The 15993-nt window shown below is 65.0% G+C and carries 9 protein-coding genes; all 9 read left to right on the forward strand.

Annotation, left to right across the window (positions count from 1 at the left end; all coding sequences use genetic code 11):
- Positions 1-40 precede the first annotated feature (40 nt).
- The 9 genes from J7E82_RS11270 to J7E82_RS11310 all read left to right on the forward strand — a co-directional run bounded on the left by J7E82_RS11270 (position 41) and on the right by J7E82_RS11310 (position 15923).
- Positions 41-1381 carry a DUF58 domain-containing protein gene (locus J7E82_RS11270; protein WP_214862700.1) on the forward strand — a complete coding sequence of 447 codons (1341 nt, stop codon included), beginning with the start codon at positions 41-43 and terminating at the stop codon, positions 1379-1381.
- On the forward strand, positions 1378-3810 hold the full coding sequence (locus J7E82_RS11275; RefSeq protein WP_214862701.1) for a transglutaminase family protein: 2433 nt from the start codon (positions 1378-1380) through the stop codon (positions 3808-3810). Before J7E82_RS11270 ends, J7E82_RS11275 begins: the two co-directional genes overlap by 4 nt.
- 287 nt (positions 3811-4097) lie before the next feature.
- Positions 4098-5330 (forward strand): RDD family protein, encoded by a 1233-nt coding sequence (locus J7E82_RS11280; RefSeq protein ID WP_251041765.1) that lies wholly within the window; start codon positions 4098-4100, stop codon positions 5328-5330.
- On the forward strand, positions 5327-6283 hold the full coding sequence (locus J7E82_RS11285) for a PP2C family serine/threonine-protein phosphatase (RefSeq protein ID WP_214862703.1): 957 nt from the start codon (positions 5327-5329) through the stop codon (positions 6281-6283). Before J7E82_RS11280 ends, J7E82_RS11285 begins: the two co-directional genes overlap by 4 nt.
- Positions 6273-8243: an FHA domain-containing protein gene (locus tag J7E82_RS11290; RefSeq protein ID WP_214862704.1), complete on the forward strand. Its 1971-nt coding sequence runs from the start codon at positions 6273-6275 to the stop codon at positions 8241-8243. The genes J7E82_RS11285 and J7E82_RS11290 overlap by 11 nt, the downstream gene beginning before the upstream one ends.
- The gene (locus J7E82_RS11295) at positions 8240-10045 is read left to right on the forward strand and encodes a serine/threonine-protein kinase (RefSeq protein ID WP_214862705.1); all 1806 of its coding nucleotides are present in this window, start codon (positions 8240-8242) and stop codon (positions 10043-10045) included. The genes J7E82_RS11290 and J7E82_RS11295 overlap by 4 nt, the downstream gene beginning before the upstream one ends.
- Before the next feature lie 14 nt (positions 10046-10059).
- Entirely contained in the window at positions 10060-10764 is a 705-nt protein-coding gene (locus J7E82_RS11300; protein WP_214862706.1) for a hypothetical protein, read from the forward strand.
- Positions 10761-15215, forward strand: coding sequence for an FtsK/SpoIIIE domain-containing protein (locus tag J7E82_RS11305; protein ID WP_214862707.1), 4455 nt, complete (start codon positions 10761-10763; stop codon positions 15213-15215). Before J7E82_RS11300 ends, J7E82_RS11305 begins: the two co-directional genes overlap by 4 nt.
- A 111-nt stretch (positions 15216-15326) precedes the next feature.
- Positions 15327-15923 carry a hypothetical protein gene (locus tag J7E82_RS11310; protein ID WP_214862708.1) on the forward strand — a complete coding sequence of 199 codons (597 nt, stop codon included), beginning with the start codon at positions 15327-15329 and terminating at the stop codon, positions 15921-15923.
- Positions 15924-15993: the final 70 nt, after the last annotated feature.

The raw sequence follows: 15993 nt of genomic DNA on the forward strand, positions 1-15993 counted from the left end.
CGCAAACGTTTAGTCCTGTCCACGAAACGAAGGTCTCTCAATGTCCGCCAGCACAACCCTCAGAAGGGCTGCTGAAATCCTCAGGATTCCCCTGGCCAAGGCCGGGGCCACCCGGCTTCCCGCCAAACTCCGCCCGTCCGCGGTGTGGTCAGAAGCCAGCTCTACCGCCTGGGAGGTGCTCTCGCCCGCTTGGGGAGGGTTCCGCCGATTGTGGCTCCGCTATGCCTGGCCGGTGCTGTCGGTAGTCAGCATCCTGGGCTGGGGCGTCCTCGCAGCCTCGATCCTGCTCTGGGTTACCGGACAGCTGTGGGGGTGGCAGGAGGCCAAGTCCGCGGCGCTTGTGGCCTTCCTGCTCTTTGTGTTCGCAGTGGCGTTCATCGTTGGAAGGTCCTCGTACGGCGTCACGCTTGACCTGGCCCGGACCCGGGTGGCCGTGGGCGATCAGGCAGTGGGCAGCATCGCAGTTTCCAATACCTCCAGCCGCCCGCTGCTACCGGCTGCCTTGGAACTTCCCGTGGGAGCCGCGACGGCCATCTTCCACCTGCCACGCATGAAGCCTGCCCAGGTCCATGAGGATCTCTTCACCATTCCCACCTCCAGACGCGCCGTCATCGTCGTCGGACCCGTGCGTTCCGTGCGAGCCGACCCGCTGCACCTTTTGCGCCGTCGGATCCTTTGGACCGAACCCGAAGACCTTTTTGTCCACCCGCGCACTGTAGCCTTGGCCGGTTCGGCGGCAGGATTCATCCGCGACCTTGAGGGCATGCCCACCACCGAACTCTCCAGCGCAGACGTCTCCTTCCATGCCTTGCGCGACTATGTCCCGGGCGACGATCGCAGGCACATCCACTGGAAGACCACGGCGCGGACCAACAAGCTGATGGTGCGCCAGTTCGAAGAGACCCGCCGGGCGCACCTGGCCATCTCGCTGTCCATCAACACGGACGAGTACGAATCCGAGTCCGAGTTCGAGCTGGCCATTTCCGTCGCCGCGTCGATCGGGCGTCAGGCCATCAGGGAGCAGCGGGAGCTGGACGTCATTACACAGAAAGGCCCGCTCCGCTGCGAGACGGGAAGGACGCTGCTGGATGACATGACAAGGATTAACGGGACGTCCCTGCGGCGCACCGCCGTCGACGTCGCCCGCACCCTCTCGGACACCGTCCCTAACGCCTCTGTTGTCTTCCTCGTCGTCGGCAGCCACGTGACGGCCACCCAGCTCCGCTCCGCCGCCGCCTCGGTGCCGCCGGGCGTCCGGACCCTGGCCGTGCGCGTCCAACAGGGCGCTGCGCCGGGCAGGGCGAACATCGCCGACCTGACGGTCCTTACCCTGGGCGAGCTGGATGACCTCGCACTGGTCCTGCGAAAGGCGGCCGCATGAGCACCGCTAATGGCTTGCGTCCGCGTTCAGCAGCACGTTCAACGGCGGCCCAGTCCGCCTTCGTGGGTGACCGCCCACTGTGGCATGTCGCCGTCGACGCTAGCGCGCTGATTGTGCTGCTGGGCCTCGGGGTGCTGGGCTTCAGCCTCAGCTTCGGCGGTGATCCCCGCTACCTCCTGGCCGGCCTGGGCGGTGTGCTGCTGGGGTTGGGCATCGCAGCCCTCAACGCCCACCTGCGGCTGGGACTCCTGATTACGCTGGCCTTCACCCTCGGGGTGTATCTGCTGCTGGGCACTGCCGTGGCCGTGCCGGATGCCGCGATCGGAGGCGTGCTTCCGAGCCTCGAATCACTTCGCACGCTGCTCCTGGGAGTGGTGTTCTCGTGGAAGGACATGCTGACGGTGGGCGTTCCCGTGGGAACGGCCGGAGGCATGCTGATTGTGCCGTTCCTCAGCTCGCTGCTCATGGCGCTGGCGGCAGGACTTCTTTCCTGGCGCCTCAAGAGCCCGTATTGGCCGCTCCTTCCGGTGCTGGTGCTGTTTGTTACCGGCATCGCGTTTAGCACCAGTGCGGGATTCCTGAATGTGGAACGTGGAGTCTCCCTCACCATCGTGGCGATAGTTTGGGCTGCCTTCCGGCGCGACGCCCTTCGGCGCAGTGGCACCCATACGGTCTCAGCCAACCGTCCGGAGGCGGATGCCGCCGTCGCCCGCCGTGGACGTCTACGCCGGCTGGGTATGCCAGCAGGTGTCATCGCCGCCGCCGTCGCCATCACGGCCGTTGCATCGCCCCTCGTGACCGCCAGTGACGATCGCAAAGTGCTGCGCAACAGCATCGTGCCGCCCTTTGACCCCAAGGATTACATCACCCCCCTGGCCAGCTTCCGGAACTTCGTGAAGGACAAGAAGGACGACAACCTGTTCAGCTTAAAGGGCCTGCCGAAGGACGGCCGCGTGCGGCTGGCGGCACTGGATGCCTACAACGGGGTCAACTACAACATGGACCCCAACGGTTCGGGGAACTTCAACAAAGTGGGCGACGCCCGGTCCTTGAACACCCTGGCCGATACCGGCACTTTGGCATCAGGATCCGCCTACACCCTGGACATCACCATCGAGGACTATCAAGGATTCTTCGTGCCGGGCGGCCGCCAGACCACCGGAATCAGCTTCACCGGCAATTCTGCGGCGGCCTCGGGGCTGTACTTCAACTCCGGCACGGACACCGCAGTCAGCACCAGGGGACTATCCCAGGGCGACAGCTATTCGGTGCAGGTTTCCGATCCCGGGAAGCTGGAGCATGGACAGCTCACCCAGTACGACTTCGCCAGGATCACCATGCCCGACGCCGAAGAGGTGCCGCCGGTTGTCGCCTCACAGGCCAATGAACTCTCAGCCGATGCCCCCACGGCGATCGACCGGGTTCGCCAGATCGAGGCCCATTTCCAGAAGACCGGGGCCTTCAGCAACGGACTTGTTGCCGATGGTCAACTCCCCAGCCTTCCCGGGCACGGGGCGGCTCGTATCCGCAGCCTGCTCACCGCCAAGCAGATGCTTGGCGACGACGAGCAATATGCAGTGGCGATGTCACTGATGCTGCGGCACCTGGGCATTCCCTCACGCGTTGTGATGGGTTTCTACCCCGATCCGAAGAGCCCGGAGAACGGCGCCGGGGAAATCCAGATCAAGGGCAAGGACGTGCATGCCTGGGTTGAGGTTGCCTTTGACCGGGCAGGCTGGGTAGCCTTCGACCCGACGCCACCCAAGGACAACGTCCCCATCCCGCCGGACCCCGAGAACAAATCCAAGCCCAAGCCGCAGGTGCTGCAGCCGCCGCCTCCACCACAGGAACCGGCGGAGCTTCCGCCGGACTCGTCGCCCGACGCGCTCGACGCTGATGAGAAGAAGAACAACCCTTGGCTGTTCTGGGGTGCGCTGCTTGCGGCGATCGGCACGGCCGCCATTCCACTGATCGTCCTCGCCCTTCCCTTGCTGCTGATCGCGTTCCTTAAAGCCCGACGCCGGAAGGGCCGCTTTCTGGATGGAGCAGCAGCAAACCGTGTCGGAGGAGGCTGGAGCGAGGTCATGAGCCTGGCTACCGACCTCGGCGCGACCATCGACGGCAAGGCAACACGGCGGGAGTCCGCCGGCGTGATTGCCGATGCGTTCCCGTCGAGTGCCCCCACCACAACACTGCTGGCTGAGCGGGCGGACGCCGCCATTTTTGGTGCCGGCCAGCCCAGCGAGGAGCAGGTCAAGGAATACTGGGGCATCGTGGATTCCTCGCTCAAGGACATGGCCGGCAGCGTGGGCTTCTGGAAGCAGCAGCAGGCCCGCTTCTCACCGAGGTCCCTGCTGGCGGAGGGCAGGAACGCCCTGCAACGCCGGCGGTCCAAGAGTGGCGGCATGAAGAACACCAACGAGTCATGACCCCCGCAAGTGAACAATGCCCCCGCTGCCGGCAGTCGGTACGCCTTGGAGCCACCTACTGCACACATTGCGGGGCGCCCCTCAGCAACCGTGCGGCGCGGATCGATCGCAACGCCGACAACCCCGTTCCTGATGCTCAAGGACAAAGGTCCGCGGCGAATCCCGGTAGGATCGCGATAGCGTCGGCGCAACCGGAAGCCATGGTGCTGCCGGGTACTGCTGGCCGGCCGGGATTGCAGGCAGCGCCGGGACAGTACGAACAAGCGGCCCACGGGGGAGGGACCAGAATGACCACCAAGCTTGATGTGGTACCGGCAGCAGCCGGCAAGAGGCTTGGCGCAGCCGTACTGGATTGGCTGGGTCCGCTGATCGTGCTCGCGATCGCGTTCGCCATCGGCATGGCAGGCATCACCACCACCCGCCGTGGCGGCTTCATTGTCTACGACACCAGCCTGTTGGTTCTCCTTGGCGGCATCGGCAGTGCCTTGACCCTCGTCTACCTGATTGCCCTTGTGGTTATTGAAGGACGATCAGGTAACACGATCGGCAACCAGCTCATGGGAATCCGTAGCACCGACGCTGACGGGTACGCGCCTGGTGGCGGCGCGGTCTTCCTGCGCGGCCTGGTCACGGGAGCGGGTGTGTTGCTCGCGGTCCTGGCCACGGCCCCGCTCGTGATGCTGGGCCTTTACGGCATCGCCGTGTGGGTGCTCCCCGGCTTGTTGCTGCTTGGGACTGCCTGGGCTGTCCTGGTGGTGGTTTCCAATAACCGTGACCGGGAAGGCAGGCTTCGGGGCTGGCATGACAAGGCCGCCAAGACGCTGGCTTTCGATGTCAAGGAGGGGCGGAACCCGGTGCAAACCGGCGGTATCCAAGGTCCCTACAGCTTCGCGCCGATTGATCTTCCCCCGGTTCAGGCTGTCGCGTCCCCGGCTCCCGGCATCGCTTCCCCCGCCCGCCTCAGCCAGCTGCACAATGCCAATCAGCTGCACAATCCCCATCAGCTGAATAACCCCAATCAGCTGCAGCCGCCCGTCCGGCTGTTTGCACCGTTGCAGGTGCCCGACGAGCTAGCCACCCAGTCGCAGCCTCCGCTGCAGGTGCCTTTGCAGGTGCCTGGAACGAGCCAGCACCCGGACGACGACGTTGACCGCACCCAGCTGCGCTCCGACGCCAGGCCACGGGAAGAGGCCGTGATGCGCATCAAACTTGACGACGGCCAGGATATCCGGCTGGCACGGACGGTGCTGCTTGGCAGGAATCCTGAGGCTCTGGCAGGAGAAGACGTCGAGCAACTGGTGCCTGTTGCCGATCCGGACCGCTCCATTTCAAAGACGCACCTCCACCTGCGGCTCGCCGATGGGGGCGCATGGGTCACCGACCGCAATTCCACCAACGGAAGCGCCGTGACAACGCCGGATGGCGTCCAGACCCGGCTGCTTCCGGGCCAGGAAGTTTTCGTCCGCCCAGGATCCACCGTTCAGTTCGGGGACCGCACATTCCACCTAGGACAGGCATGAACGCAGAGCCCGCCGAAGCAACGTCGGACAACGGAGGGGACCATGGCTTCCGCCTCAGCTACGGCTACGGAACGGACCGTGGCCTCAGGCGCGAACTCAACGAGGACTCCTTCATAGCCTCGGACCCGGTGTTTGCGGTCGCGGACGGGATGGGTGGGCATGAGGCCGGCGAGATCGCCAGCGGGTTGTGCGTCCGGACGCTCGGTTCGGCGCCGCAGCTTGCTACCGGTGCCCGGACGGCGTCTGCCGCTGACTTGCACGAATGCATTCTTGAGGCTGATTCCCGGATTCGGAACGCCACGGGCGCCCGTGCCGGAACCACATTGTCCGGAGTCGTCGTCGTAGAACAGCTTGGCTTGCCGTATTGGCTTGTCATGAACATCGGCGATTCGCGTACCTACCGGCTCAGCCAGGGGCAATTCCAGCAGGTCAGCGTGGACCATTCCGAGGTCCAGGAATTGGTGGATGCCGGAGATATCACTGCGGAAGAGGCTGCGACCCACCCCCGACGCCATGTGGTCACGAGGGCACTTGGCACCGGGGACGAGACCGAGGCGGACTTCTGGCTCCTCCCGATTGAGGAGGGAGATCGCATCCTCATCTGCTCAGACGGCCTCAATGGCGAACTCGGCGACGATCACATGTTCAGGATCCTCAGTACGGTGGGACACCCCCAGGATGCCGTTGATGCCCTCATCCAGGCGGCATTGCGGAACGGCGGCAGGGACAACGTCACTGTGGTGGTGGTCGACGCCAAGAATGTGCTCGGGGAAGGCGCTGTTGCCACCACAGCACCGCGACCTGTCGCCGCAGTCGAGGACGTCGACACCCTTCCCCGCCCCGTTGTAGCCGATGCTGTAGCTGATGCCGCCGCGGACGGTGCTGCTCCCTCTGGCGGTGCTGCTCCCTCTGGCGGTGCTGCTCCTTCTGACAGGGGCGGGAATGGCAATTAGCAGGTACGCGCCCGGAACATGGTTCGGCATCATTCGTTCGGGCACCATTGTCCTTTTGGCGCCGGAAACGCGGGAGGAGCTGGTTGCTGCACTCTGGGATTTCCTGGAGTACGAGCCGGAAGCCCATGAGGTGCTTCACGAGGTTACCCAGGGTTTTGGAGTGTCCCTGTCGCGGATCCCACCCTTTGGGATTATCGATTCACGGGATCCACTACGTGTTTTCCTGCGTGGTGGACTTGAACTGGAGGTCCACGGGGCATCCGGCAAGGAGACCATCAGCGGCCGGGACATCACCACCTGGAATGAGCGCCGGATTACTGGTGCGGAGTGGTTCGGCCTCAGGATCTCTGACGCCAGCCTGATTCCTGGGCTCAGTGCGCCCGCAGTACAGGCGCTGCCACTGGCCGAAGGCGTCGTAATGCTTAGCGGTTTCGCGCTGTCGATCGGAGCTGGGCTGTCGATCGAAGCTGGCTTGGCGAAAGGCGCTGGCTTCGCGAAAGCTGCTACGCGCCCGCTTGAATCGTTCGCGCCAGCTGTTGCGCCGCCGGAACGGCGCCACCCCGGCATCGAGTCGGAGGTTTCAGCGTCGGAGGTTTCAGCGGAAACCGTCATGGCATTCCACGATGACCTCGACATGACTATCGCCCCGGGCCTGAGCCCCGAATCGAGTGAAGGCGCACAAGCCGCTGAGGCTGCAGAAGCGGCTGGGGGTCCTGGGGCCGCTGGGGGCATAGGGGCCAGCGAGGGCGTACAAGCGTTTCAGATTTCGGAACCGGAGGCACAATCGGCCGCAGGAGCAGTCCGCACGGCACCGAACGAGCAAGCTGCCACCCCGGCACAGGAGGAGTTCACCAGCTCCTACGACCACCTGTGGGACAAGACGGTCATCCGCAACATTGAAGACGCTGCCATACGCGTCGATCCGGATGCCGAGGCGGATCATGAAGAAGTAGCGGCGCAGGAAAAAGGCTCTGCCCACGAAAAAACCCCCGCCCACGAAGAAGATTCGGCCGGCGAAGTAGTAGTCGATGCGGCCTCCACCTCCGCCCCGGCTGGCCCGCATCCGGAAAAGCCGGGAGACGAACCGAAGGAGCCGTTGGCACAGAGCAACGAGCCGTCGGTAAAGAGCACCGAGGCGCCTTCGACGCGGCGCTTCGAGGTGCCTTCCGGGCTTATTGATTCGGTACCTTGGAGCAGAAGCGAACGCCCGGCCCAGCCGCTGCGCCAAACCCAGCCCCTGGTGCCAAACCGGTCTCAACCCACAAACCAGCCCCTTTCCTCAAACCAGTCCAGCCCGCCTGTTGCAGAGGTACCTGGAACTGACAATGGGGGAGCCGGCCGCGAACAGGACAACCTTGCAGAAGCCGCTACGATCGATGGCGACCACGACGGGCAGACCGTCATGAAGAGCAGTCTCTCCGGACTCGGTCAACCCAAATCGGACGAAAGCAAGGCCGAAGAAGGCAAGGCCGAAGAAGACAGGGCGCTTGGAAACGCGAGCGGCCCCAAAGTACTGGCCCGCGTCTGCACCCAGGGCCACACCAATCCGCCAACTTACGCCGTCTGCTCAAGCTGCGGATTGCCGCTGGCGGGAGACGCTATCCAGGCGCCGCGTCCGAGGCTGGGCCGCATGAGGGTTTCCACAGGCGAAGTCGTTGACCTGGATCAGTCCCTAATTATCGGCAGGCAGCCTTCGGTTGCCTGTGTCCAGGGCGGTGCGATGCCGCGGCTTGTCCAGGTCGCCAGCCCCGGGGGCGATATTTCGCGCTCCCATGTGGAGGTCCGGCTTGAGGGATGGCACGTGATGCTGTGCGACCTCAAGGCGACCAACGGTACGGTGCTGGTCCGCGAAGGCCAGGCCCCCCGCCGACTCGCCCAGAGCGAAATGGCGATCCTCCTTGACGGGGATATCGCCGAACTGGGTGACGGCGTTTCATTGCGTTTCGAGGAGATTCCGTGAGTTCCAAGAGGCCCCCAGCACCGCCTCCACACATCCCCGGCTTCAAGTACGTCAGCCTCCTGGGCTCCGGCGGTTTTTCCGACGTGTTCCTTTACGAGCAGGACAGGCCCCGGCGCAAAGTAGCCATCAAGGTGCTGCTCTCGGACCTTAAAACGGAGGGCGCACGCCGTCGCTTCGAGTCCGAGGCCAACCTTATGGCACAGCTCTCCTCGCACCCTTACATCGTCACCATCTTTGAAGCCGAAGTGACGGACGACGGCCATTCGTACCTCGCCATGGAGTACTGCTCACGTCCCAGCCTGGACGTGCGGTACAGGAGGCAGCGCTTCAGCGTGGACGAGGTGCTTGCCGTGGGGATCCAGGTGGCATCCGCCGTCGAAACGGCCCACCGGGCGGGCATCGCCCACCGCGACATTAAGCCGGCCAACATCCTGGTGACCGACTACAACCGTCCTGCCCTTACGGACTTCGGTATTTCCGGCACGATCGGCGCCGAAGCGGACGACGACGCCGGGATGTCGATCCCGTGGTCACCACCGGAGCAGTTCCGGGGCAGCAACGTCAGCGGCGTCCTGGTGGACGTCTGGGCACTGGGTGCCACCCTCTATACGCTGTTGGCCGGGCGGTCGCCGTTCGTGTTGCCAGGACAGGACAACTCGCAGCGGGAGCTGATCGCCCGGATCACCAATGCGCCGCTTCCGCGCCTGGGACGCGCTGACGTCCCTGAGTCGCTGGAGCTTGTCCTCGCAACGGCCATGGCCAAAGCGCCTGGTTCCCGGTATTCCTCCGCCCATGCGTTCGCGCTGGCCCTGCAGCGTATCCAGGCGGAATTGAACCTGTCGGTCACGCCGTTCGAAGTACTCGAGGAGCCTCACTCCGATGACGGGCACCCGGACGACGGCTTCGAGGAGACTCGCGTCCGGGGTATCGCCTCCATCGACCCGGAGGCAAAGGGGACGGCAACAACGGGAACCGGCCCCACTTTCCCGGCGCGCACTTTTCCCGACACGAGGGCCGAACCAGCGCGGCCGGAACCAGCGAGGGCCGAACCGGCACGGCCGGAACCAGCGAGGACAGGACCAGCGCGGCCGGGGCCAGCGAGTCTCGTTTCGCCTCCACCCGAACCCGCCCTGCCGGAGCCCGCAGTGGAGGAGTCGTCGTCGACCGTTCTGAAGAGCCGGCTGCCCGCCCATCCGACAGTTGCCGCCGTGGATGCTCTCTATCAAGATCCAGACGAGCGTACAGTCCTGCGTGGGACGAAGACAGCGGAAGCGGAGTTCGCTGCCACCACGATCGGCCGTTCGGCCGCTCCCAGGCCCGGCGGTGACAAAGCCGACGGTCTGGGAGCCGACGTCGAAAGCCGGCCGGTCGACCACCGTCACCGAAACCTGTGGCTGGCGGCAACGGGCGCGGCAGTGCTGTTGATAGCAATCGTGGTGGGCATCGTCCTCGCCGCGGGGAGCACCCCCAAGGCCCAGGAAACGGAGGAGCCCAGCAGGCCTCCAGTGGACGCCCTGGACAGCGGGAACGTGCCCGACGTCGAAGCGCTCACCGGGTCTCGAACGGGGGCCGGAAAGGCGGTCTTCACCTGGAAGAACCCCCAGCCGAAGGACGGCGACAGCTTCAAGTGGCGGATCAAGACCGCCAGGGGCGAGGGCAGCTACGTGTCGATCAGCGCCAACCAGGTGGAAGTGAGCGAGAACCCCGCCGAACCGACCTGTGTTCAGGTCATCATTGTCCGATCGGACGGAGCGGCGTCGCCCGAGGGTGAAGGATCCATAGCCTGCCTGGCTGCCCAATAACAGTGGAAGGAAAAATGGGAGATCTGGCAATAGATTTCTGCGGGGAATGGTACGAGCCGTCCGATGAGGATGTCTTCAACATTGGTCGCGAGGGGGATCTGGAAGTCGATGACAATCCGTATCTGCACCGCCGCTTCTTGCAGATCGCACGGTACGACGGCATTTGGTGGCTGAACAATGTGGGCAGCATGCTCTCGGCGACCATTGCGGACGCCTCTGGCGGCATGCAGGCTTGGCTCTCGCCCGGGGCGAGGATTCCGCTGGTCTTCAGCCACACCAACGTCATCTTTACCGCAGGGCCGACCACCTATGAGTTCGCCGTCCACCTGAGGACCCCGTCATTCCGGCAGGAAGCCCGGGACGACGATTCCGCCGGGGATACCACTATCGGGCCCGTCGTCTTCACAGATTCGCAAAAGGCCCTCATCGTCGCCCTTGCGGAACCGATGCTGCGCCGGGAGGGGACGGGTTTCAGCGCCATCCCCTCGTCGGCGGAAGCTGCAAAGCGCCTTGGCTGGGCCCTGACCCGGTTCAATCGCAAGCTGGACAACGTCTGCGACAAGCTGGACCGGGTCGGTGTCGTGGGACTTCGCGGCGGCGGAGGGAAGCTCGCCACCAACCGACGGGCACGACTGGTTGAATACGCAGTTACGTCGCATCTGGTGACTGGTGACGATCTGTACCTGCTGGAGAACTTGAGGGGAGTCGACGAAGCGTGAAGTTCCGACTGACCCTGCGCCGGGAGCCTGCGGAAGCCAAAGACCTGGCCGTAACCGTTGATGGGCGGGCCACCGTTGCCGATATCGCCGGCGAATTATGGGCGGCGGACCCGGCCCGCAAGGGGGCCATACCGCCGTCGAACCTGTCCCTGCGCATCGACGAGGCCTTCGTGGCTGGCGGTATGACCGGAAACGTGCTGGACCCCGCAGTCAACCTCCTGGAATCCGGCCTCAGACCCGGCTCCACCGTGTCCTTGACCAGGGTGAGTGAACAGTTCGCCGTTCCCGGAGCCAACCGCGGTCCCGCCGCAGCCACGCTGCGGGTCTTTTCCGGGCCCGACGTCGGACGCGAATTTTCGCTGCCATCCGGCACCAGCTACATCGGCCGGGACCGGGACGCGGACATCCGGCTGTCCGATCCCATGACGTCGAAGCGGCACGCCCGCATCAGCGTTGGCGAGACGGTCGAAATCGTGGACACCAATTCGGCCAACGGACTCCTGATGGACGGGCTTCCGGTGACCCGGGCAACGCTGAATTCCTCGGACACCATCACACTGGGGGACACCACCGTGGGCGTGGTCTCCCTGTCCCGCAACGTCGCCGCAACGCCCACCTCTCCCTTGGTGGACTTCAACCGTTCCCCGCGGGTCGTGCCCCGTTTCGCCGAACCAAAGAGGGTTCCTCCTGCCGGGCCGAAGCGGCCGGACCACCAGCCGTTCCCGTACATCATGCTGATCGCGCCCATCATGATGGGCGCGATTCTCTTCGCCGTGACGCAGAACGTCCTGTCTGTCCTGTTCATGATGATGATGCCGTTGTTCATCATCGGCCATTATGTGGACCACAAGATGCAGGCGAAACGGCAGAAAAAGGAGGGGCACAAGCATTTCCGCGCCTCCATGGCGGCGTTCCGTGAGGACATCGAAGCGAAGCAGAACGTCGAACGGTCAGTGCGGCTCCAGGAAGCGCCCTCCGTCAGCGACACCGTGGACGCCATCTATAAGCTGGGCCCCCTGCTGTGGACGCATCGGCCGGAACACCATGGCTTCCTCGGGGTGCGGTTCGGGCTGGGCACGGCACTCTCACGAATCGAATTTGAGGAGCCGGCCAACAACGACACCGAGCCCGAGTACATGCGGGAAATCCAGGAATGCCTGCAACAGGTGCGCATGATCGACGGAGTCCCCATCGTCTCCCAGCTGCGGACCTCCGGCTCCTTCGGCGTGGCGGGCGAACGAGGGCTCGTGGATGATGTGGCCCGCGGGATGGTGCTGCAAATGGTCGGCCTGCATTCACCGGCGGAGCTGGTGGTCACGGCAATCGCCTCGGCAAGGTCCAGGGACCGCTGGAGCTGGCTGCAGTGGCTGCCCCATGTGGGTTCCGGCCATAGCCCGCTCGGCGGCGATCATCTCGCCGCAGGACCGGCAGCCGGGTCGTCCCTCCTGGCTCGGCTGGAAGACCTGGTGGAGCAGCGGGAAGCCCACGCCAGGGACCCCCGTCCCGTTCCGAGGCCCGGCCTGCAGAGCGACAATAACGAAGTGGCCCAGCCTGCCATTCCGTCCATCCTGGTGGTAGTTGAGGATGACGCCCCTGTGGATCGGGGCCGCTTGACCCGCCTCGTGGAGCGCGGTCCGGATTCGGGAATCCACGTCATGTGGGTTGCCGCAAACCTTCAGGCGATCCCCGCAGCATGCCGGGACTTTATGGCCGTCGACGGCGACCACGGCACCACTACAGGCCAAGTGCGGCTCGGCCGGCACAGCTATCCGGTCAGCTGCGAAACCCTCGACGCCGAACTGGCCCTCCAACTGGCCCGCATGATGTCCCCCCTGGTGGACGTCGGCAAGCCTGTGGACGACGACTCCGACCTGCCGCGCGCCGTCTCCTACGCCACGCTCATTGGCAAGGACTTCCTGGAGAACCCCCAAGTGGTGGCCGAGCGCTGGCAGGAGAATAACTCTGTCCATTCCTCGGCGGTTGCCAATCGCAAGGACAACGGCACATTGCGTGCCCTGGTGGGCTCCAGAGGCGTGGAGCCGTTCTACCTTGACCTCAAGAACGAGGGCCCGCACGCCCTCGTGGGCGGCACCACGGGAGCCGGCAAGTCCGAATTCCTGCAGTCCTGGGTTATGGGCATGGCGGCCGCGTACAGTCCGGACCGCGTCAGCTTCCTGTTTGTCGATTACAAGGGTGGGGCCGCTTTTGCCGACTGCCTCCACCTGCCGCACACTGTGGGACTGGTCACTGACCTGTCGCAGCACCTGGTGCGACGGGCCCTGACCTCGCTGCGGGCCGAGCTGCACTACCGCGAGCATCTCCTGAACCGGAAGAAAGCGAAGGATCTCCTGGCGCTCCAGCGTGAGGCGGACCCCGAGGCTCCTCCTTACCTCATTATCATCGTGGACGAGTTCGCGGCGCTGGCCACCGAAGTGCCCGAGTTCGTGGACGGCGTCGTGGACGTTGCGGCGCGAGGCCGTTCCCTGGGACTTCACCTGATCCTCGCCACACAGCGGCCGGCGGGCGTCATCAAGGACAGCCTGCGGGCCAACACCAACCTCCGTGTAGCCCTCCGCATGGCAGACGAGGACGACGCCGTCGACATCCTCGGAGTGCCCACCGCGGCCTACTTTGACCCGTCGATCCCCGGACGCGGCGCCGCCAAAACCGGCCCTGGACGCATCCAGGGATTCCAGACCGGGTATGCGGGCGGTTGGACCACGGAGAAACCGCAGCGACCACGCATCGATATTGTTGAAATGGCCTTCGGCTCCGGTCCCAGCTGGGAGGCGCCAGCCCCTGCCGATGCCGTCAAGGAAGACCCGGCCGGTCCAAACGACATTGCCCGGATGACGCAGAACATCATCCAGGCAGCAGACTGGCTGGGAATCGAACCCCCGCGCAAACCATGGCTCAACGAGCTCGCCACGACCTACGACTTCTCCAAGCTGCCGAACCCGCGAACCGATGAACGGCTCCTGCTCGGCGTCGCAGATGATCCGGCCCACCAGGACCAGCCAACGGTGTTCTACGAACCGGACAAGGACGGCAACATGGCCGTCTACGGAACCGGCGGTTCAGGCAAGTCCGCGGCCCTGCGAGGCATCGCGATCGCCGCCGCGGTCACACCACGCGGCGGGCCGGTCCACGTCTACGGGATCGACTGCGGCTCCTCGGGCCTGAGGATGCTCGACGGCCTGCCGCACGTGGGAGAGATCATCAGCGGAGACGACGTCGAACGGGTGGGGCGCCTGCTCCGCTGGCTGCGTGACATCGCAGAGGAACGCTCGGAGCGGTATGCCGAAGTGCGGGCTTCCACCATCGTGGAGTACCGCAAGCTCGCGAACCGGCCGGACGAAAAGCGAATCTTCCTGCTCGTCGATGGCATGTCGGCCTTCCGCGAAGCCTACGAATACAGCAGGCTGTCCGCGCTGTGGGACATCTTCCTCCAGCTGGCAACGGACGGCCGTCCGCTCGGCATCCACCTGGTCGTCAGCGGTGACCGGCCGAACTCGGTACCGCCGTCGCTCCTGGCCTCTATCCAGCGTCGGCTGGTCCTCAGGCTCACCTCCGAAGACGACTACCTGTCCCTTGACGTACCCAGGGACGTACTGGGACCGTCGTCCCCGCCCGGCAGGGGACTGCTCGGCAACCTGGAAGTCCAGCTGGCCGTGCTGGGCGGCAACTCCAACCTCGCACTCCAGGCCCGCGAGGTCAACAAACTCAGCCAGGCCATGCAGAGGCAGGGACTGGAGCCGGCGCCCCAGATCCAGAAGCTGCCCGAACAGGTGGACCTGGACATCCTGCCCGTGGGATCCACAGACCAGCCCGTCATCGGCGTCGACGACGAGTCCCTGGACCCGGCGTCGATCACGGCCCGCGGGCCGCTGCTGGTCGCTGGGCCTCCCGGGGCGGGACGAACCGTGGCGCTGGTGACGATGGCCTATGCACTGCGTCGGTCCAATCCGGAGACCGAACTGGTTTACATCGGGTCACGGAGGTCCTCCGTAGCCTCCCTGCCCATCTGGAACCGCTCACTTGTTGGGACCGACGCCGTGGAGGAATCCGTTGACGGATTGATCGACCATTCCTCGGACAACCCGGGCAAGCTGGCCATCTTCATCGAGGGACTCACCGAGTTCAGCGACACCCTGGCCGAATCCGGAATCGAACGGCTCGTCACCACATCCATCAAGGCAGAGCAGTGGGTCATCGGTGAATCCGAATCCTCCACCTGGTCTTCCGCCTGGTCACTGGCCCAGCCCTTCAAATCAGGCCGTAGGGGGCTTCTGCTCAACCCCGGCGACATCGAAGGCGACAGTCTCCTGAACACTTCCCTGGGCAAAGTCAGCACCAATTTCATTCCGGGTCGGGGCTACGTTGTCGGGCGAGGCAAGGCACGCAAACTGCAACTGGCGACGCCCCCGGAAAACAGGATTCCCGCTGGTTGAGTTTGTCCAAACCCGACAAGCTCGATTTGCGGCTGAAGTTGCTGCTGTAGGAAGATTCCCGAAACATCCCCAACACCGGGGCTGGCTTGCGTTGGCCCCGCAGAGGTAACCATGAACCGACGCCCCTCCGCGCCCAAGACAGCCGTGAACCGTCCGCTTCCCATCGCCCTCATGGCCGTGGCCCTGGCCATGTGCCTGACTGCTTTTCCGCTGGCAACCGCACACGCCGAAGCCGCGGATTGTGCGCCGGGCCAGGCCATCTGCTTGAACCCCGCGCCGAAGCCGACGCAGGAACCCAGACCCACTCAACCGCCGGCAGAGCCCCCCGCGCCAGAGCCGGCCGAACCCCAACCTGCGCCTGCAGCCCCGCAGGAGACTGCTGCCCCGGCTGCCCCGGCACCTCCGGCTGAAACAGCGACGGCGACGCCGGAGGCAACTGCGACGGATGGGCCTTCGCCTTCGGTCACGGCGACGCCGATCCCGTCCGCGGCATTGCCCAGTACTGCAGCGGCTCTTTCCACGGCACCGGACTGGAACAAACCCATCGAGGAGAACGCGAAGGCCAAGCAGGCGGCTGTCGTGGTGGGCAAGGGCGGACAGGGAGCGAACACCTTCGCACTGATGGCTATCATGGGCGGCGTGCTGTTGATCGGCCTTGGCGGCCTTGCCTTTGCCCTCTGGGGCCGGAACAGGCTGTCCTCCGAGTAACCCTGCCGCTCCTTCCCCCGAGTAACTAGCAGTTGGGGTCGTTATGAGGGCGGTGGAGTCATATGGTCGT

This window comes from Arthrobacter sp. ISL-30, assembly GCF_018613855.1.
Lineage (GTDB): Bacteria > Actinomycetota > Actinomycetes > Actinomycetales > Micrococcaceae > Arthrobacter.